The 17,509-nt window shown below is 54.4% G+C and carries 19 protein-coding genes, 1 pseudogene and 1 riboswitch; of the genes and pseudogenes, 6 read left to right on the top strand and 14 right to left on the bottom strand.

The features are described from left to right. Positions 1-8: 8 nt before the first annotated feature. The 4 genes from ROR01S_RS12245 to hxpB all read right to left on the bottom strand — a co-directional run bounded on the left by ROR01S_RS12245 (position 9) and on the right by hxpB (position 3,789). On the bottom strand, positions 9-1,400 hold the full coding sequence (locus tag ROR01S_RS12245) for an L-cystine transporter (RefSeq protein ID WP_004860941.1): 1,392 nt from the start codon (positions 1,398-1,400) through the stop codon (positions 9-11). Positions 1,401-1,531: 131 nt separating this feature from the next. Continuing rightward, a complete protein-coding gene (locus ROR01S_RS12240) occupies positions 1,532-2,122 on the bottom strand; it encodes a metal-dependent hydrolase (RefSeq protein ID WP_004860944.1) in 591 nt (196 codons plus the stop codon). Positions 2,123-2,213: 91 nt separating this feature from the next. Next, positions 2,214-2,975 carry a 2-dehydro-3-deoxy-D-gluconate 5-dehydrogenase KduD gene (gene kduD / locus ROR01S_RS12235; protein WP_044350896.1) on the bottom strand — a complete coding sequence of 254 codons (762 nt, stop codon included), beginning with the start codon at positions 2,973-2,975 and terminating at the stop codon, positions 2,214-2,216. Positions 2,976-3,102: 127 nt separating this feature from the next. Next, a complete protein-coding gene (gene hxpB, locus ROR01S_RS12230) occupies positions 3,103-3,789 on the bottom strand; it encodes a hexitol phosphatase HxpB (protein WP_004860949.1) in 687 nt (228 codons plus the stop codon). 133 nt (positions 3,790-3,922) lie between these two features. On the opposite strand from hxpB, the gene ROR01S_RS12225 reads away from it, so the two are divergent. Next, entirely contained in the window at positions 3,923-4,459 is a 537-nt protein-coding gene (locus ROR01S_RS12225; protein WP_064359525.1) for a YniB family protein, read from the top strand. Positions 4,460-4,488: 29 nt separating this feature from the next. On the opposite strand, the gene yciA is transcribed toward ROR01S_RS12225, so the two are convergent. From yciA to ROR01S_RS12195, 6 genes are all read right to left on the bottom strand, one after another. Continuing rightward, positions 4,489-4,887, bottom strand: coding sequence for an acyl-CoA thioester hydrolase YciA (yciA, locus tag ROR01S_RS12220; RefSeq protein ID WP_004860955.1), 399 nt, complete (start codon positions 4,885-4,887; stop codon positions 4,489-4,491). A 99-nt stretch (positions 4,888-4,986) separates the two neighbouring features. Then, the gene (locus ROR01S_RS12215) at positions 4,987-7,170 is read right to left on the bottom strand and encodes a TonB-dependent siderophore receptor (RefSeq protein ID WP_004860958.1); all 2,184 of its coding nucleotides are present in this window, start codon (positions 7,168-7,170) and stop codon (positions 4,987-4,989) included. A 214-nt stretch (positions 7,171-7,384) separates the two neighbouring features. Beyond that, the gene (locus tag ROR01S_RS12210) at positions 7,385-8,125 is read right to left on the bottom strand and encodes a chloride channel protein (protein ID WP_064359524.1); all 741 of its coding nucleotides are present in this window, start codon (positions 8,123-8,125) and stop codon (positions 7,385-7,387) included. A gap of 79 nt (positions 8,126-8,204) precedes the next feature. Next, positions 8,205-8,266, bottom strand: a riboswitch (Fluoride riboswitch). 184 nt (positions 8,267-8,450) lie between these two features. After that, positions 8,451-8,990 carry a septation protein A gene (locus tag ROR01S_RS12205; protein WP_004860967.1) on the bottom strand — a complete coding sequence of 180 codons (540 nt, stop codon included), beginning with the start codon at positions 8,988-8,990 and terminating at the stop codon, positions 8,451-8,453. 52 nt (positions 8,991-9,042) lie between these two features. Further along, positions 9,043-9,786, bottom strand: a complete 744-nt coding sequence (locus tag ROR01S_RS12200; RefSeq protein ID WP_004860970.1) for a YciC family protein — start codon at positions 9,784-9,786, stop codon at positions 9,043-9,045. A 25-nt stretch (positions 9,787-9,811) separates the two neighbouring features. Beyond that, positions 9,812-10,225 (bottom strand): YkgJ family cysteine cluster protein, encoded by a 414-nt coding sequence (locus tag ROR01S_RS12195; RefSeq protein WP_004860973.1) that lies wholly within the window; start codon positions 10,223-10,225, stop codon positions 9,812-9,814. A gap of 271 nt (positions 10,226-10,496) precedes the next feature. Between ROR01S_RS12195 and ompW the strand changes: the two genes are divergently transcribed. After that, complete coding sequence (gene ompW / locus ROR01S_RS12190) at positions 10,497-11,132, top strand: outer membrane protein OmpW (RefSeq protein ID WP_032717271.1); 636 nt, start codon at positions 10,497-10,499, stop codon at positions 11,130-11,132. A 319-nt stretch (positions 11,133-11,451) separates the two neighbouring features. Here ompW and ROR01S_RS27065 read toward each other — a convergent pair whose 3' ends face one another. Further along, positions 11,452-11,625 carry a hypothetical protein gene (locus ROR01S_RS27065; protein ID WP_155728886.1) on the bottom strand — a complete coding sequence of 58 codons (174 nt, stop codon included), beginning with the start codon at positions 11,623-11,625 and terminating at the stop codon, positions 11,452-11,454. Between the two features lie 552 nt (positions 11,626-12,177). Here ROR01S_RS27065 and ROR01S_RS27535 point away from each other — a divergent pair. After that, positions 12,178-12,349, top strand: a pseudogene (locus ROR01S_RS27535) (ISL3 family transposase); the annotation flags it as partial. A gap of 185 nt (positions 12,350-12,534) precedes the next feature. On the opposite strand, the gene ROR01S_RS12180 reads toward ROR01S_RS27535, so the two are convergent. Next, the gene (locus ROR01S_RS12180; RefSeq protein ID WP_032717276.1) at positions 12,535-13,650 is read right to left on the bottom strand and encodes a nickel/cobalt efflux protein RcnA; all 1,116 of its coding nucleotides are present in this window, start codon (positions 13,648-13,650) and stop codon (positions 12,535-12,537) included. A gap of 119 nt (positions 13,651-13,769) precedes the next feature. On the opposite strand from ROR01S_RS12180, the gene rcnR reads away from it, so the two are divergent. Further along, positions 13,770-14,042 (top strand): Ni(II)/Co(II)-binding transcriptional repressor RcnR, encoded by a 273-nt coding sequence (gene rcnR, locus ROR01S_RS12175; RefSeq protein ID WP_004860981.1) that lies wholly within the window; start codon positions 13,770-13,772, stop codon positions 14,040-14,042. Between the two features lie 89 nt (positions 14,043-14,131). Here the strand turns inward: rcnR and ROR01S_RS12170 are convergent, their stop codons facing one another. Next, positions 14,132-14,833, bottom strand: coding sequence for an SDR family NAD(P)-dependent oxidoreductase (locus tag ROR01S_RS12170; RefSeq protein WP_004860983.1), 702 nt, complete (start codon positions 14,831-14,833; stop codon positions 14,132-14,134). A gap of 120 nt (positions 14,834-14,953) precedes the next feature. Here ROR01S_RS12170 and ROR01S_RS12165 point away from each other — a divergent pair, with 120 nt between their 5' ends. Next, positions 14,954-15,856 (top strand): LysR family transcriptional regulator, encoded by a 903-nt coding sequence (locus ROR01S_RS12165; RefSeq protein WP_004860986.1) that lies wholly within the window; start codon positions 14,954-14,956, stop codon positions 15,854-15,856. Positions 15,857-16,020: 164 nt separating this feature from the next. Here the strand turns inward: ROR01S_RS12165 and ROR01S_RS12160 are convergent, their stop codons facing one another. Then, a complete protein-coding gene (locus ROR01S_RS12160) occupies positions 16,021-16,968 on the bottom strand; it encodes a quinone oxidoreductase family protein (RefSeq protein WP_064359522.1) in 948 nt (315 codons plus the stop codon). A 75-nt stretch (positions 16,969-17,043) separates the two neighbouring features. On the opposite strand from ROR01S_RS12160, the gene ROR01S_RS12155 reads away from it, so the two are divergent. Continuing rightward, the gene (locus ROR01S_RS12155) at positions 17,044-17,499 is read left to right on the top strand and encodes a MarR family winged helix-turn-helix transcriptional regulator (RefSeq protein WP_064359521.1); all 456 of its coding nucleotides are present in this window, start codon (positions 17,044-17,046) and stop codon (positions 17,497-17,499) included. Positions 17,500-17,509 lie beyond the last annotated feature (10 nt).

The following is a 17,509-nucleotide window of genomic DNA, read 5'->3' as shown; positions in this document are numbered from 1 at the left end:
CTGTTGGCTTAGCGATGCGCCAGTTCGGCGTCTTCTTCGCTGTCGAGAATCGTTTTGTCGGTCTGGCGCAGCCATTGGCTGGTCAGGGTACCGGCCGTCATTGAGCCGTTCACGTTCAATGCCGTACGGCCCATGTCGATCAGCGGTTCGACGGAAATAAGCAGCGCCACCAGAGTCACCGGCAGGCCCATGGCCGGCAGGACGATCAGCGCCGCGAACGTTGCGCCGCCGCCGACTCCTGCAACCCCTGCGGAGCTCACGGTGACGATGCCGACCAGCGTGGCGATCCACAGCGGATCAAACGGGTTGATACCGACAGTCGGTGCCACCATGACGGCCAGCATCGCCGGGTAGAGACCCGCACAACCGTTCTGACCGATGGTTGCGCCAAAGGAGGCTGAGAAGCTGGCAATGGATTCCGGTACGCCCAGGCGACGGGTTTGCGCTTCGACATTCAGCGGGATCGACGCGGCGCTGGAGCGGCTGGTGAAGGCGAACGTCAGGACCGGCCACACCTTGCGGAAATATTTCAGCGGGCTCACGCCGTTAATCGCCAGCAGCAGACCGTGAACCACAAACATAATGCCGAGGCCAATATAGGAGGCAATCACGAAGCTACCGAGTTTGATGATGTCCTGCAGATTGGAACCGGCCACCACTTTGGTCATCAGCGCCAGCACGCCGTACGGCGTTAACTGCATCACCAGACGTACCAGCTTCATCACCCAGCTCTGCAGGGTGTCGATCGCGGTCAGGACGCGCTGGCCCTTTTCAACGTCATCTTTCAGCAGTTTCAGCGCGGCGACGCCGAGGAAGGCGGAGAAGATAACGATGCTAATGATCGAGGTCGGGTTCGCACCGGTCAGATCGGCAAACGGGTTCTTCGGTACAAAAGAGAGGATCAGCTGCGGTACGCTCAGGTCAGCGACTTTACCGACATAGTTGCTCTGAATCGCATTCAGACGCGCGGTTTCCGCGCTGCCCTGCACCAGACCTTCGGCGCTCAGGCCGAACAGGTTGGTCACCAGCACGCCGACCAGCGCCGCAATCAGCGTGGTGAACAGCAGGGTACCGATACTCAGGAAGCTGATTTTCCCCAGCTGCGAGGCATTATGCAGGCGAGCAACGGCGCTGAGAATAGAAGCGAAAACCAGCGGCATGACGATCATCTGCAGCAGCTGGACATAGCCATTGCCGACGATATTGAACCATTGAATGGAGTCTTTCAGCACCTGGCTGTCGGAACCATAAATCAACTGCAGCGCCAGGCCGAACACCACGCCAATGACGAGGCCGAGCAGTACTTTTTTGGCGAGGCTCCACTGTTTGTGGCGGGTTTGCCCCAGCGCAAACAGCAAAACCGCGAACACGATAACGTTCGCTATTAATGGAAAATTCATCCCCGTTCTCCTGATAGGTTTTTATCTGGCTGGTCTGTTACCAGCTCTAATGGCGCAAGGTTAGCAGAAGAGGAATTCATTACTTATATTCAAATGGAATGGGTTATAACTATTTTTACTGTTTTGCCTGTTTATCGTCCGGTCTGGTGACTAATAAAACGATTAAAGGTGATCTGCAGTGAATTAATCATCCCCGAAGACCAGCGCACGGCGCTGTTCTCAGCGAAAGTTTGCGGCATCCATACGGCATAAACGAACAGCGCCATGCACAGCGCCCGCTCCAGCTGGTTGCCTTTTCGCGGCGCGAGGATCGGCAGGCGGAAGCGCCAGCGGCAGGGCCACAGTAGCGGTACGCCCGCCGGGGTGAGCATATCGGCAAGAATATGGCTGAGATAGCCAAGCACCAGTCCCTGCACGGCATCGGCGGGCACGAACCAGCTTTCCGGCACTTTCAGATAAAACAGCGTGATTGCGCCAAAAACCGCCAGCAGGCTATGGGTGAACCCGCGGTGGCCAAAGGCGCGGGCGACGGGCTTCGATATCCAGCTTAGCCGCTGCCCGAGAAATGACTTCGGATGATCGATATCCGGCAGCAGGCAGGTCAGTACCGCTGAGGGAACAATATGCCACCAGTCACCCTGTGCCAGAACGGGGGTTAATTCCGCATTTTTCGCAAATACCGCACAGGCGATAGAAAAGAAGAGATGGCCTTCCGCCGTCATGATAAAAACCCTAAACTGTCAATTCATACAGTATAGGGTTTTTATACAGTGTGTGAAAGAGGTGACGGTGTAACTCTTTGTCACAAAATTATTAACGCGCCAGCCAGCCGCCATCAACCGCCAGCGTATATCCATTGATGTAATCCGCTGCCTGCGACGCCAGGAACACGACCGGGCCCTGTAAATCATCCGGGACGCCCCAGCGCCCGGCCGGGATACGGTCGAGGATCTCTTTACTGCGATCGGCATCATCGCGTAACTGCCGGGTATTATCGGTGGCCATGTACCCGGGGGCGATGGCATTGACGTTGATATTCTGTCCGGCCCATTCGTTGGCCATCAGGCGGGTTAAACCGAGCACGCCGCTTTTTGAGGCAGTATACGAGGGGACGCGAATCCCGCCCTGGAACGAGAGCATGGACGCGATGTTAATGATCTTTCCGCCGCTGCCCTGGCGAATAAACTGCCTGGCGACCGCCTGCGATAAAAAGAATACCGACTTGAGGTTGAGATTGAGGACGTCGTCCCACTCTTTTTCGCTAAAGGTGAGCGCATCGGCGCGGCGTATCGTACCGGCGTTATTAACCAGAATGTCCACCCGGCCCATGGCGGAGACGGCTTTCGCGACGATGTCGGCGATGGCATCCTGGCGGCTGAGGTCAGCCTGAATGGCGGTAAATCGACGTCCCAGCGCCAGCACCTGTTCGGCCGTTTGCTGTGGGATCTTACGATTGACGCCGACGATATCGCAGCCGGCCTGGGCAAGGGCCAGCGTCATTCCCTGGCCCAGTCCGGTGTCACATCCCGTCACGATAGCGACCTTACCCGTCAGGTCGAAGGCGTTAAGTACCATATGCACCTCTGTATGCTGATTTATGCGTTTAACCACGCCGTTTTTTCAAGCATAGAGGGTGCTGAGCGGAAAAACAATTAAAAATGAAACATCGTTTTATTTTTGTGATTGTTCAACCGCTGGACGCCTACCGCTGGCCGGAAAGCAGGCCGCAGAGATCGGTGGCGGTGAGTGACTCCAGCGTCGTGAGCTTAACGTCTGCCAGCACAAAACGCGGATCGTGACGATTTTCCTCGGCCGGAACGACGATAGAGCGCATGCGGGCTGCCTTACTGGCGATCATTCCGTTGACCGAATCTTCCAGCGCGACGCAGGCCATTGGGTCCACGCCCAGGCTGGCGGCACAGTTGAGATAGACCTGAGGATGGGGCTTGCTGTACGGCAGCGATTCGGCAGAGGAGAGGGCGTCAAACTGCTCGCGCAGCTCGAACATGGTGAGGACCTTTTCCAGCATCCGCAGCGGCGAGGCCGATGCGAGGCCAACCTTTAACCCTTGTGCCTTACATAAGGCGACGGCTTCTCGTACGCCGGGTAACAGAGGGCGGGAGGCCTCAACCAGCTCAATCGCGCGGCTGATAATCCGCGCGGTGACTTCAGCACGGTCCGCGCCTTTCCATGGCTGCTGGGCAAACCACAGATCCACCACTAAATCGATGCGCAACCCCAGCATATCGGGCAGCTCATCGCGGCGGCTGATATCGACGCCGAGGCTTTCAATAACCTCCAGCTCCGCCTGATCCCATAGCGGTTCGGAATCAATCAGTAATCCATCCATATCGAAAATAGCGGCATGAATTTGTCGCCTGGCTGACATAAGTCCTTCTCCTGTAGCGCAAGTAGATAACGAATTTGTCCTCATGGTATATCATACCGCGCATTATTGGGCGAAATTCGCCGGTGAGGGTAGACTTAGACGGTGATGAAGGCGTCTTAAACAAGGGGAATCCATGACGTATCAACAAGCTGGACGCATTGCAGTGCTTAAACGTATTTTAGGGTGGGTTATTTTTATACCTGCGGTGATTTCAACGCTGATTTCGGTACTGAAGTTTATGTATGAACACAGCGAAAAAAAACCGGGCATTGATGCGGTGCTGATGGATTTTGCGCACGTCATGATTGAAATGATGCGTTTTAATACCCCGTTCCTCAACTTTTTCTGGTACAACTCGCCGCTGCCGGATTTTAAACACAGCCTGAATATTGGCTTCTGGATTATCTATATTCTGGTGTTTGTTGGCATGGCGCTGCAGGCGTCAGGCGCGCGCATGAGCCGCCAGGCGAAGTTCCTGCGTGAAGGGGTGGAAAATCAGCTGATTCTTGAACAGGCTAAGGGGCCGGAAGGGCTCACGCGTGAGCAAATTGCGGAGCGTATTGTGGTACCCCGGCATACGATTCTGGTGCAGTACTTCCCGCTGTATATCCTGCCGGTGATCATGATTGTTCTCGGCTATGTGTTCTTCTCGCTGCTCGGATTCTTGTAAAAAATGGCCCGGCACGCCGGGCACTTTTTTTATTCGCCAGGTATCGCGCGTGGCTTGCCCTGATTGTCGACCGCCACATAGATAAACAGGGCTTCCGTGGCTTTATAACGTTGACCAATCGGCTCAGACGACACTTTCTTCACCCAGACTTCGATGTTGATGGTGATAGAGGTGTTGCCGCGTTTCACGCAGCGTGCGTAGCAGCACACCACGTCGCCCACGGCCACCGGCCGTAAAAAGGTCATTCCGTCAACGCGCACGGTCACTACGCGACCCTGCGCAATCTCTTTGGCCATGATCGCGCCGCCGATATCCATCTGCGACATCAACCAGCCGCCAAAAATATCGCCATTGGCGTTCGTGTCTGCTGGCATTGCCAGGGTGCGTAAAACCATTTCGCCCTTCGGGGTGAGATCTGTTGTTGTCATTCTGTACTCTGTGCTGGTCAAAGAAGATCAGCGCGATGCTACTATGAAAATGGCAGGGAGAAAACAGGGGAATACGCCCGCGGCTGCGGGCGTGGGCATTCAGAAGGAGAGGGTGACGCCAGCGTAATAGGCGCGTCCGGGTTCGTTATAGGTCGAAGCGCCCGCGTTTTCGCGATAAATTTGCTTATCGAACAGGTTGCTGATGCCGGCATTCAGGCGAAGATCTTTCAGCAGCTGGTAGTTCGCACCGATACCGACAACGGAATAGGCACCGATTTCATTCGTGGCGAGCGTGCCGGTCTCGTTGCGGATCTCCGCATACTGACGCGGTTTCTGCCGGCCGTACATCGTCCAGTTGACGTTCGCCGAAAGCTTGCTGTTGACCTGCCAGTCCAGCATGGTGTTAATCGTATATTTCGGGATCACCGACAGCGGATTACCGGTATCTTTGTTCTCCGATTTGATCATATAGGTCGCATTGGTTCGCCAGTCCAGCGTATCGGCCACAATCGGGATGAGCAGGGTACCTTCCAGCCCTTCGACGATCGCTTTGCCGCCGTTTTGCCATTGCAGGATATTGTTGCCGCTCGAGGTATAGCCCAGCACATCGGTACCGGAGACGATTTTGTTTTTATAATCGTTACGGAACCACGTTACGCCTGCGTTATAGCCGTTGAGGTTAAATTCAAGGCCGAGCTCTTTATTGATGCTGATTTCCGGATCGAGGTCCGGGTTACCGAGCAGGTAGCAGCTGCCGTTGCTGATGGTGTTCGGGCAGCCGTTGCCGCGGGTCGACAGCAGATAGCCTTCGCTGGACTGGTACAGGTTTGGCGCCTTGAAGACACGCGCAATGCCGGCTTTGACTTTGAACATCTCACCAAGCTCCTGCGCCAGGTTCAGGCTTGGGCTCCAGTTACTGCCAAATTCATTGTGGTAGTCGAAACGCAGTCCGGGGATGATATTGGTGCCCGGCGTTGCCTCAATATTATCTTCCAGGTAGAGACCCGTGAGGGTAGCGCTGTTGGTGGTGCTGCGCTGGGAGGCCTCGCCTGAGGTGCCAGGGATGGTCTCGCCAGTAACGTTGGTTGCCTGCATGGAGGCCGGGTCGTTGAGTTCATCGCGGTTCCACTCCATCCCGAGGGTCAGGGTCTGGTCGGCCAGCCAGTGGAAGGGGAGATTCAGCTCGCCGGTTGAACGCCAGGATTCGAGGCGGCTGGTGGCGTACTCATTGCTGTTGATCATCCCCTCCACGCGGCCGGTAGAACCTTCCTGCAGACGCGTGTTATTGGTTTTCTCGTAATAGACTCCGGCTTTGGACTGGCCCCAGTCCCAGATTCCGTTATAGGTCAGCCCCCAGGACTGGCGATACAGACGGTTGGTTTCGTGGCCATACAGCTCGCTGACCAGGCCATCGGGGCTGAGGTTACCGTTGCTGTATTGGGTATCGCCGGCGTAAATATTGCCCTGGCGGCTATAGGCGTAGTTAAAATCGACAATCTGCTGTGGCGTCAGTTTCCATGACAGTAGGGCGTTGATGTCCTTGTTGCGCACCCCTTCGCGACCGGCGGCGTACGAACCATTTTGGGCATGGTTAATGTCCCAGGCGTCAGCATCGGTTTTATTGATGTTACCGTACAGACGCATGGTCAGCGCATCGCCGGCCAACGGTCCGTTGAGGCTAAAGTTGGCGCGATTCGTCGCCCCCTCTTTGTTGTTTTCCGGCTGGTTGGTATAAAACGATAGCGAGCCATGCCAGTCGTTAGTGGGGCGTTTAGTAATGATATTGACCACGCCGCCGGCGGCACCGGATCCGTAGCGGGCTGCTGCCGGGCCGCGCAGAACTTCAATGCGTTCGACCATCTCCGGTGGCACCCAGTTGCTATCCCCGCGGGTATCACGTTCGCCGCGCCAGCTGTAGCGTACCGAGTTACGGGATGTCACCGGAACGCCATCGATCAGGATAAGGGTGTTCTCCGGCCCCATTCCGCGAATATCGATCTGCCGGTTGTTACCCCGGCTGCCGCTGGCGCTGTTGCCGGTTAAATTGACGCCGGGCATTTTACGAATGATTTCCGACAGATCGTTAACCGGTGGATCGCGGGCAATATCTTCAGCGGTGATGACAGATACCCCCGGCTGCTGCTTGAGTGCTTCTTCAGCCGTGCTGTGTACCACCATTGTTTCGGTATCGCGTTCCGCTTCCTCAGCAAAGGCGTCGGGCGTCAGAAAGCCAGCAAATACCAGCGCGAGTGGCGTAATGGCATAATAGTTTTGCGGTCTCATTGTAAATATCCATATCAAAGCGTTAAAAATTGAGACTGCGAATATCAATGATAATTATTATCATTTCAATGCATGCAAATGAATCTTCATTAAATCCTCACAATTGGCGCAACTTTGCCGGGTTATAGCAGAAAGGTGAATAAACAGGCGGGGTTGACGGCGGCAGCAGGGGATGGGGGTCCGCGCCGCGGGAATGCGGCGCAGAGCGGGCGGCTTACCGGGAAGGATGTTTGTCTTCTTTCGTCTCAGACGCGGCGGGCGTTTGCCGCTGATGCCAGGCCGGAAGCTCCGCCAGACGGATACCGGTCGGTACGACACGGTGTTTTGGGCCGGCAATCCGCTGCGCCCGGTAGATCCCCGTATAGCCGGAGACCAGGTAGGCCACCACGCAGGCCAGCGCGGCATACACGCCGATCTCTGCGCCAAACAGTTCAATGGCCATCAGCGTAGAAGCGACGGGCGTATTGGCCGCGCCGGCAAACAGGGCCACGAAGCCGAGACCCGCGAGGAACCCGACAGGCAGGTGCATCAGCGGTGCTAACGTATTGCCGAGCGTCGCGCCGATGTAGAACAGCGGCGTCACTTCCCCGCCTTTAAAACCGCTTCCCAGCGAGATAACGGTAAAGATCAGCTTGCCACAAAAATCCCACGCTGCCAGCGGCGCCATCCGCAGAGGAATGACCTGAGCGGGGTGATGGATCTCTTCCAGAATGAGATTATTACCGGCCTCGACGCGGCTACCATAGCGGAGATAAACCCAGCCGACGCTGAAGCCGGCAACGGGTAACAGCCAAATCATCCAGCGATGGCTTTCGCGGCTGGCCGTTGCCCACTCAAGGGAAAAGAGGAAGGCGGCGGATGCGCTCCCCGCAAGAACGGCAACGATAAAGGCGATAAAAAGCCACTGTCCGAGGAACAAGAGCGTGGTGAGAGGTGAAGTATGAAGCGATCGCATGAACGAATCCTTAGAGGGTTGACCATCCCGGACGCGTTGCCTGCATGATAGATATGCCTGCTCATTCCCGGTCCGGGAATAAAAAGCAGGCATCATTAGCCACATGGCGGTTCAAGGGGGAATGCCATCCCCTGTGAGGCTCATTTTACAAGGTGAAACGCGTCAGCTGAAGCGTTTTCTGCACAAAAGTCGGGACAGGGAAACGGCAAGTCAGGCGATGCTTAAGAGAGATGGTTGCCCATGCTGAAAACGAGAACAAGACGATGAGAGGGGAACATGCCGCGCAAAGAAGGGCGGGGGCAGAAGCGCTACCCCCGCTTCTTAATTAGTGGTTATCGTCCTGCGGCATATGGCGATAGATGTATACGCCGCTCAACAGCGTGAAGACCAGCGTCAGCGCCGTCAGGCCGAAGACCTTGAAGTTGACCCAGATATTCTGCGGCAACCAGAAGGCGATGTAGATATTGGCCAGACCGCAGAGAATAAAAAACAGCGCCCAGGCGAGATTCAGACGCGACCAGACCTGCTGTGGCAGGGTCAGCTCTTTCCCGAGCATGCGTTGAATCAATGGTTTTTTCATCACCCATTGGCTGAACAGCAAAGCGCCGGCAAACAGAGCGTAGATGACCGTGACCTTCCATTTTATAAACTCATCGTTATGGAAGAAAATGGTCAGGCCGCCAAATACGGCAACCAGCACAAAGGTAATCAGCGCCATCTTTTCGACTTTACGATAGCGTACCCAGGTATAGATCAGCACAATAGCGGTGGCGATAATCAGCGCGGTGGTTGCGGCGTAGATATCGTAAAGCTTGTAGAAGGCGAAGAAGACTACCAGCGGTAAAAAATCCAGAAACTGCTTCATACATCGGACCCGTCGTTCAGATAGGGCCGGAAGAGTCCCGGCCCAGGTTAATTTAGTTGCGGATAAGCATATACAGGCGGAACAAATAGATCAGCAACAGCGCAGATATCAGATTGCTGATCGTATTGATTACCACCGCGCCGACGTTCGGCGTCAGTACCGCAAAGCTGGATGCAAACAGCAGCAGGAGTGTTTTCGCCAGCAGCCAGCCAATCACCGCCGGGGCGACCAGACGCATATTGGCCCACACCAGACGCATACTGCTGCGCATGGCGTTAAAAATTCCCAGCTTATCCTGCACCAGCATGACAGGGGCAAAAGCCAGTACGATAGCGAGCAGCACGCCCGGTACCAGCACCAGCATCATCCCCATCTGCACCACAAAGGTGGTGAACAGAATCAGCAGCAGCAGCTTTGGCAGTACCGGCGCAGAAGCGCCGATAGCGCGCAGCGCGCTGACCCGCTGTCCGGCGGAGACCAGCTGAATCATCAGCAGCACGCCGCCGGCAAGAATGGCATTACCCACCAGACCGGAGAAGGTCGATGCGGCCGAGGCGCGCAGCAGGATCTGCTGTTGCTCTGGGGTCATGTTTTGTACCAGCTCAAACAGCCCGGCGCTCCCCGCCAGATTATCCCCTTCGCTCAGAATCGAGAGCTGCTCTTCACTGGGTGAAAAAGCATGGCCAAGGACTACCGTAATTAACGCGCATAACAACGCAATCAGCAAAATGGTGACAAACTGATTACGAAAAAAATTTCCCGTGTCACGGTAGACGGTCTTCGCCGTGATAGACATGCACTCTCCTTGAGTATTGCAGGTGTTAACTAGCCGGCGATTGTACCGCAAATCCCTCGCAGGTAGCAGCCTCTGCCGCTGTCAGGCTAAGTATATCTTTGTAAAGAGGGATGAGCGGCGGCAGGCCGTAGCGGGCGCGGGCCCGGTTGCAGGCTTCGTTTACCTCGCCGCCTTCACCGGACTGGCTGAATTCGCGGCAGGGAGAGGGGCGATGCCGATAAATTGAGCAGTGCACCGATTCACCGATTTCACCTTTGAGGGCGGCGCAGCGGATTTGTCGTTGGTTGGTGCCGCTCATGCAGCGCAGAAAAGGGGTGAGCGGCTCGGTAAGCCTGGTCGGCACAACGCCGCCGGCATCATCGGCTTCCGCCCAGTAGAAAGAGACTCGAAAATACGCACAACAGGCACCGCACGTCATGCACGGGTTGATTTCACTCATGATTACACCTGATAAAAACGCATCAACACAGATTGTCGGCAGATAAATTATCCAGACGCATCGAGGGCGGCAAGAGGCGGGAAAAAATTTTTGCGACTCGAACAGTGAAAATTGATGCGAATGTGAGTTTTTTGGTATCGCCATGAAAGTAAAAATTAATCTGGATCAATAAATGTTAAATCTTACAACTTTATGTGATCCAGAACGGATCAAAGGTAACTCGTTATGGGTATATTGGCCCGCGCTGAATAACCATAATGAGGAAGTGGATATGAAAAAGTTAGCAGCGGTTGGCATTATTTTGAGTACCCTTTCCGGCAGCGTCTGGGCGCATGAAGCCGGGGAGTTCTTTATTCGCGCGGGTTCTGCCACCGTTCGACCGACGGAAGGTTCTGATAACGTATTAGGCAGTCTGGGTGGGTTTAACGTCAGTAATAACACGCAGCTGGGCTTGACCTTCACCTATATGGCGACGGACAACATCGGCGTTGAACTGCTGGCGGCTACGCCATTTCGTCACAAGGTTGGCACCGGCCCGACCGGGACCATCGCCACCGTGCATCAGCTGCCGCCAACGCTGATGGCGCAATGGTACTTTGGCGATGCCCAGAGCAAAGTGCGCCCGTATATCGGGGCAGGTATTAACTACACCACCTTCTTTAATGCAGACTTTAATGACACCGGTAAAAATGCCGGATTGAGCGATCTGAGTCTTAAAGACTCCTGGGGTGCGGCAGGTCAGGTGGGGCTGGATTACCTGATTAACCGCGACTGGTTGCTGAACATGTCGGTGTGGTACATGGATATCGACACCGATGTGAAATTCAAAGCCGGCGGCGTGGACCAGAAAGTCAGTACCCGCCTGGATCCGTGGGTGTTTATGTTCTCCGCCGGTTACCGTTTTTAATTTCTTCTGCAAAACTCCTGCAAAACCCCTCAGCAAAACTGGTCATTATATGACCAGTTTTTCCACTCTTTCCCCCGAGAATCACTGTACCTGTCTGGTATGCCCGGGCAGTATTATGCTGTTAGCCTGAATATTGACATCGAGGCGTTCAGAGCGTGATGTATAAACGCCTCGAAAACGCGCTGCAGCGTGACTTGTTGTTATCCAGCGAACGCCGTGACACCTGCATTTCTGAGTCGCAGGGATGACTAAAGCTCACAGTTAACGCTGAGGGCTTTCTACAGGACAAGTTTTCAATAGTGACGACAGAAGAAAAAAGCTAGAACTTTTTATTTTTTAATTTTAATAAATAATCATAAACTATTTTTCTATTTTCTTTTCCGGAATCATAAAATTCTTTTAAGGGACAAATGAAAGAGACTTTACCCATCTCTTCTTCCTGAAAGGGTGCTATTGAGTCGGTGCGATAATTTTCACCACTTAAGGCTTTCATGTTAAACTGTTTATTCGAATGTGGTTTGTCTTTGAATTTGTTTATGCCTATAAGAGTGAAGCCATTGATTGTTGAATATGCTATGTACCATGCTTTATTGGAGTAAAAAATTGATTTTTTTAGCTTGAATATATCATGGATGTCGAGTTTTTTTTGGAGTGTATTTTTTTTAAAGCTCGCGCTATGCATGTCTTGATCAGTATAAAATCAATTAAGGTGCTTAATATGACTACTGTAAAGAACAGGATTACTGATATAGATGATAAGTAAAGAAAGGCTTCAACGGCATTATCTGAAAAAGAAATGTATGCTATAGAAAAGGCTAGTATTATCCACATTAAAATACCAAATATAGTTTCTTTTTTATTGTGTGATTTCATTATGCTTCTTATCACATAAACCAGGAAGCTTAATAGAATGGCACCAAAAAATATTAAAGAAAAATCTGGCATGTTGTTTTCCCTACGGTTAAGGTTATTCGATGAGTAACATCATACAGTTGAATGAGCATTATTGTAATACTTATGCTTATAGATAATCGAAGCTGGATATTATGCGGTTGACGGCATAATGTTCTGGTCTGTAAGACGTGGACTTGCCAGAACAAAAAACGTTATCGGCCATGCATATGTCATGTGGGCGAAGTCGTTTTTACGAAGGACACCGGTATATAAAGGTGATTTCCGATCGAGAAGGGCGAGCGCTGGACTTAACGGATGATCGCTGGCTATATAAGAGCAGCGTGTATCCACGTGCCCAGAGCATAAGGAAAAGTGGCGAGAACCGAGCGGATAAAGGCGGCGAATAAAGCCGCCGGCTATTAATCCGCGGGGTTATGGTCAGTCAGCCTGTTCATCTTCTTGATACTCAGCGGGAAGAAGAGGAACAAGAGGAATAAGATGAACAGGATTAGCGCAGCAGGACGATCCCGCTGTGGATAGCCAGATAGATCCCCATGACGGCAATCAGCAGGCTTGAAAAATAGGGCGCTCTGCGGGCAAGGGTATGAAAGCCGTCCCAGCGTCTGGCGACCTGACGGACGCCGATTGCGGCACCCACCCCCACCGTCACCAGCGTCAGGGCAAGTCCAATACTAAAACTTACCACCAGCGTTGCGCCCAGCGCCAGGGCTTTGATCTGGATACAAATCAACATCACCGTAATGGCTGCGGGACAGGGGATTAATCCGCCGGTCAGGCCAAAAAGTAAAATCTGCCCGTTGGTGACCTCTTTATCGGTGAACCGTTTTTCAATGTCGTGCGCGTGGGCCAGTTCGTGAGCATCCCGGTACTCTGCGGAATTGATATCCAGTCCTTCAAGTTCCGTATGATCGTGCGTATGTTCATGCTCGCAAAATTCCAAATCGTAATCATGGACATGGCCGCGATGTCCCAGCGACAGTCGAACGACAAAATCATGTGGTTCCGGAATGGGGGATGTTGACTGCAGATAGCTGCCGCAATCGACAAAATCAAATGATTGCGTACCAGCGGGCGTTTCTCGCTGCGTCACTAACGAAACAGTACCGGCATCCCACTCTTTACCGCTGAGCGTGCGTATGCGCCAGTGTGGCGGCTGACCTTGTTCAAAAATGGACAGTTCCACTGTGCCATGACCGGTATCAATCAGTTTTGATTCATCATGATGATGCCGTTCGCTCTCCTGTCGGGCGGCCAGCCAGTCTTTTTCTCCCCTCCAGGTTCGGCAGAACATCCAGACGGCGGTGCCGAGAATGATGATGGCAGAAATCAGCTGCAGCCACGGCTCAGCTGATTCTGCGGTAAAGCGGTTACTGATGTACATTCCGCCAAAAGCAATCAACCAGACGATGGCGGTGTGTGAAAGAGTGGCTGCGAGCCCGAGCATGGCAGCCTGTCTGGCCGTCCCTTTGATGGCGATGATGAAGGCCGCCATCATCGTTTTTGAATGTCCTGGTTCCAGTCCATGAAGCGCGCCAAGGAGCACCGCGCCAGGAATGAAGAACCAGGCGTTTCCCTGCTGGAGCAGCGTTGTAAAGTCGGTCATGAGTCGAATTCTGGGTCGTGGAGGGTGTCTGGATTCTACTCCCCCCCAGTACCAAATACTACCCCCCAGTAGAATCGTAATGGTATAATCAGCATGATTTTTCCATGGGAGATTGCAGCATGTCGCATACCATCCGCGATCAAAAAAAGCTTAAAGCCCGCACCAACAAGATACAGGGGCAGGTCATTGCGCTGAAAAAAATGCTCGATGAACCGCATGAATGTGCCGCTGTACTCCAACAGATCGCCGCAATACGCGGGGCGGTCAATGGATTAATGCGTGAGGTCATTAAGGGCCATTTGGTCGAGCACATTGTTCATGAAGGGGATGAGGCAAAGCGAGAAACCGATCTGGACGTTGTCCTCAAGGTCCTCGACTCCTATATCAAGTAAGCAGCCGGTCGTGAATCATCAAACCGGCTACATGCCCTGAAACAAGAGTCAGGGACGCCGGGATGGTTGTGCGTCGTCCATTAAACCGATCACCACGGCACGGTTCTTCCTTGATAATCCAGGTACTCCAGACCAGGCCTCTGCTGTTTCGCCAGCAGCACGGTAACCAGATGAGGAATCGTCTCTTCGATACTCAGCGGCGCGTCATCGCCACCCAGCGCGGTTCGAATCCATCCCGGTGCCATCACCACCAGCGGACGTGATGCCGAGCGGGCGGCAAAACTGCGCATAAACATATTCAGCGCTGCTTTGCTGCCGCGATAGAGCTCGCGCTGGCCGCGGAGATTATTGGTCAGGCTACCCTGGCCTGAGGACATCGCGCCCAGCAGCCCCTGCGGCGTCACGTGGTGCTGTAGGCGTTCAAGTACCCGCATTGGCGCAAGGGCATTGGTCAGCATCACCTCAACAAATTCCGCGGTGGAGACTTCGCCAATGGTTTGCGTCGGATCGCGATTGGTGGTTCCCGCATTAACAAACAGCATCGCCAGGCGGTCAGCGGAGAGCTTTGTATCCAGCGCGGCCAGCTGGTCATCATCACACACATCCAGCGTTTCCAGGCGTACCCGATCGGGGTTTTCCTGCGCGAGTTGATGAAGCGGAGTGGTGGATTGAATATCGCGAACGGTGCCGATTACATTCCAGCCATGGCGCAGAAATTCAGCAGCCATCGCGTGGCCGAGGCCGCGTGAAGCGCCGACAATCAGTACGGTAGGGCGAACGGTCGTGGTCATAATAAAACTCCTGAGCAAAGCGTGAGTCCATGACTATAGTCATAGGACATATCAGGCGGAAGGCGCAGCATTTGCAGTAATATGCTGCAGCAGACGCCATGACTGAACCCAGGAACTTAAATGACCGATCCCGATTTCAATTTACTCGTGGCGCTGGATATTTTACTAACGGAAGAGAGCGTGGCGGGGGCGGCGCGCCGCTCCGGTCTCAGCGCCTCGGCGATGAGCCGCACCCTGACCCGTCTGCGTGAGGTCACCGGTGACCCGTTACTGGTGAGAGCCGGGCGCAAAATGGTCTTAACGCCGCATGCGCAAAACTTAAAAGCGCGAACGCAAAACGTGGTGTCTGAGATGCGTTCGGTGCTCAACAACGCCGCTGCGCCGCTTCATCTTCCGACGCTGGAGCAAACCTTTACTCTGCGTACCAACGAGGGATTTGTTGACGCTTTTGCCCCGGCACTAATTTGCGCCTGCGCGGCGCAGGCGCCGGGAGTGAAGCTTAACTTCGTCGCCAAAAGTGAAAAAGGGCCGCAGTTTCTGCGCGACGGGAGCGTGGATCTGGAGATTGGGGTGCTGAAAAATATGGGACCGGAAATTCGGCTGCAGGCGTTGTTTCGCGATCGTTTTGTTGGCGTAGTGGCTAAAACACATCCGCTGGCGCAGGGAGGACAAATCACTCGCGAGCGTTATGCCGCCTGCGAACATGTGATTGTTTCCCGCCACGGGATGGTGCACGGACCCGTTGATCAGGCGCTGGCGGAATTGGGGCTGAGCCGCAAAATTGCGGCGGTGGTGCCGGGTTTTACCGCTGCGCTGGCGGTTGCCCGAGGCTCGCAGCTGGTGGCGCTGGTCCCGGCCTCTTGCCTGCGTCATGGCCTGCAGGAGGGCATCGTCGCCTTTGAACTGCCGGTCAGCACACCGGAGATTACCGTCTCGCAGATGTGGCATCCGCGTCAGGAGCTTGCCCCCGGCCATGCCTGGCTACGCCAGCAGGTGTTGAGCGTGTGTCGGCCGGTGGCATGATGGCAAAAAAAAAGCCCGCACAAGTGCGGGCGAAAAATACTGGAAGCAATGTGAGCAATGTCGTACCGAATACCTGAGTGTTTTGCTCAACTATTCGGTAATGAGAAAGATAATGGTTCTCATCTAAGATATCAACCCCATCTTTTGTGCGGAAGCGATTTTTTTTAGCTGAGCAGAAATACGGTCCGTTTCTGGCTGTTATCACGCGGCCATGCGCTCGCTACTTCGCTGAGCGCAAGCGGGGTGGTGGCGATGGTAAAACCACCTGCAACGGCAGCCTGCAGCATTTCACCGGTTGCCGCCAGCAGCTCCGGCATCGACAGGCTACCGATACCACTGCCCATCAGCTGCAGCGGGGCCGCTCTCAGTACCGCGCCGTTGAGCGCAATTTCAGCGCCGGAAAGCGAACCCACCTGGACGTAGCGCACCGGCGCGTTGCCTGGACTGTGTTTCGCCAGCGCCGGCAGCATCAGTTCGGCGCTGCGGCCCCAGAGATAATCCACCACCACATCAACCTGCTGCGCCGCCTGTTCGCTGAATTGTGCCTGTAGCGTCAGATCGTCTGCCGTTAAGTCGATGCAGACGTCGGCGCCGAGGGCGGCCAGCATCTGGGTATTCCGGCCGGTGACGATGATCTTCTTTGCGCCGAGGAAGCGGGCAATCTGTACCGCAAGCTGACCGGCGCTGCCGGTTGCGCCGTTGATCAGTACGCTCTCTCCGGCAGCCAGTCCGGCACGCTTTACGAGCGCCGCCCAGGCGGACATGCCAGGATTTGCCATCGCCGCGGCGGTAATATCATCCAGGTTATCTGGTAAAGGCAGGCAGTTCTCGACGGCGACCGGCGCCCACTGCGCCATGCTGCCCCAGGGCGCAGTGGGGAAGGCAAAATAGACCCGCTGCCCATCGGCCAGCGTTCCAACGCCATCAATGCCGACCACAAACGGTAGCCGGCCGTCGAAACTGTAATGCTTACCGGAGGCGCGACCTTTCACCACATGGCTGATGGCGGCGGCATTCACTTTTACCAGGGAGTGACGGACATCGGCCTGCGGATCGGTAAAATCGGCCCAGACAGGACCCTGTTGCAGATCGAAAACTACGGCTGCTTTCATAATGTTATCTCCTGAAGGCAATTATGTGTAAAATGCACATAATAGATAACGGCACTATACCCGGTTAAAAAATATATGCAAGATGCACATAATGATTACGATATTACCGATTTCCACGGCGCGCTGCTCGATATCATTAGCGTGATGAACCAGCCCGTTCGCGATGAACAGCTGCTTCAGGCCGCGGATGTGCAAATCGATCAAATTCTGTTTCCACTGCTGGTGGCCATCGGACGCTACGGGCCGGTGGGTGTTGTGGAGCTGGCGGATAGTCTGGGGCGCGATTACACCACCGTCAGTCGGCAGGTAAAAAAACTGGAGGCGCAGGGACTGGCGCTCAAACAGCCTAATATCCACGATCGGCGGATCAGCGAAGTCACCTTGAGCGAGCAGGGAAAAACCGTGATTGAACGCATCGCGGTGGCGAGGACACGGCTGATGAATCAGGTACTGGCAGAGTGGGGTGAGGAAGAGGTTGAGGCGCTGTTTCGTCTGACGCGCAAATACGCCGACAGCTTGCAGCGGAAATAACCGCCCGGCA

The sequence above is a fragment of the Klebsiella ornithinolytica NBRC 105727 = ATCC 31898 genome (assembly GCF_001598295.1).
Classification (GTDB): Bacteria; Pseudomonadota; Gammaproteobacteria; order Enterobacterales; family Enterobacteriaceae; genus Klebsiella; species Klebsiella ornithinolytica.
Note: the sequence above shows the minus strand (reverse complement) of the source record. Positions and strands in the feature narration are given on the sequence as shown.

Coding starts and splice junctions, on each gene's coding strand:
- ROR01S_RS12240 (WP_004860944.1), bottom strand. CDS start 2,122: ATGACGGCGGAAGGCCATCTCTTCTTTTCTATCGCCTGTGCGGTATTT.
- ROR01S_RS12160 (WP_064359522.1), bottom strand. CDS start 16,968: ATGAAAGCAGCCGTAGTTTTCGATCTGCAACAGGGTCCTGTCTGGGCC.
- ompW (WP_032717271.1), top strand. CDS start 10,497: ATGAAAAAGTTAGCAGCGGTTGGCATTATTTTGAGTACCCTTTCCGGC.
- ROR01S_RS12215 (WP_004860958.1), bottom strand. CDS start 7,170: ATGAGACCGCAAAACTATTATGCCATTACGCCACTCGCGCTGGTATTT.
- rcnR (WP_004860981.1), top strand. CDS start 13,770: ATGTCGCATACCATCCGCGATCAAAAAAAGCTTAAAGCCCGCACCAAC.
- ROR01S_RS12165 (WP_004860986.1), top strand. CDS start 14,954: ATGACCGATCCCGATTTCAATTTACTCGTGGCGCTGGATATTTTACTA.
- hxpB (WP_004860949.1), bottom strand. CDS start 3,789: ATGTCAGCCAGGCGACAAATTCATGCCGCTATTTTCGATATGGATGGA.
- ROR01S_RS12210 (WP_064359524.1), bottom strand. CDS start 8,125: ATGCGATCGCTTCATACTTCACCTCTCACCACGCTCTTGTTCCTCGGA.
- ROR01S_RS12170 (WP_004860983.1), bottom strand. CDS start 14,833: ATGACCACGACCGTTCGCCCTACCGTACTGATTGTCGGCGCTTCACGC.
- yciA (WP_004860955.1), bottom strand. CDS start 4,887: ATGACAACAACAGATCTCACCCCGAAGGGCGAAATGGTTTTACGCACC.
- ROR01S_RS12155 (WP_064359521.1), top strand. CDS start 17,044: ATGCAAGATGCACATAATGATTACGATATTACCGATTTCCACGGCGCG.
- ROR01S_RS12180 (WP_032717276.1), bottom strand. CDS start 13,650: ATGACCGACTTTACAACGCTGCTCCAGCAGGGAAACGCCTGGTTCTTC.
- ROR01S_RS27065 (WP_155728886.1), bottom strand. CDS start 11,625: ATGAAAGCCTTAAGTGGTGAAAATTATCGCACCGACTCAATAGCACCC.
- ROR01S_RS12225 (WP_064359525.1), top strand. CDS start 3,923: ATGACGTATCAACAAGCTGGACGCATTGCAGTGCTTAAACGTATTTTA.
- ROR01S_RS12200 (WP_004860970.1), bottom strand. CDS start 9,786: ATGTCTATCACGGCGAAGACCGTCTACCGTGACACGGGAAATTTTTTT.
- ROR01S_RS12245 (WP_004860941.1), bottom strand. CDS start 1,400: ATGAATTTTCCATTAATAGCGAACGTTATCGTGTTCGCGGTTTTGCTG.
- ROR01S_RS12195 (WP_004860973.1), bottom strand. CDS start 10,225: ATGAGTGAAATCAACCCGTGCATGACGTGCGGTGCCTGTTGTGCGTAT.
- kduD (WP_044350896.1), bottom strand. CDS start 2,975: ATGGTACTTAACGCCTTCGACCTGACGGGTAAGGTCGCTATCGTGACG.
- ROR01S_RS12205 (WP_004860967.1), bottom strand. CDS start 8,990: ATGAAGCAGTTTCTGGATTTTTTACCGCTGGTAGTCTTCTTCGCCTTC.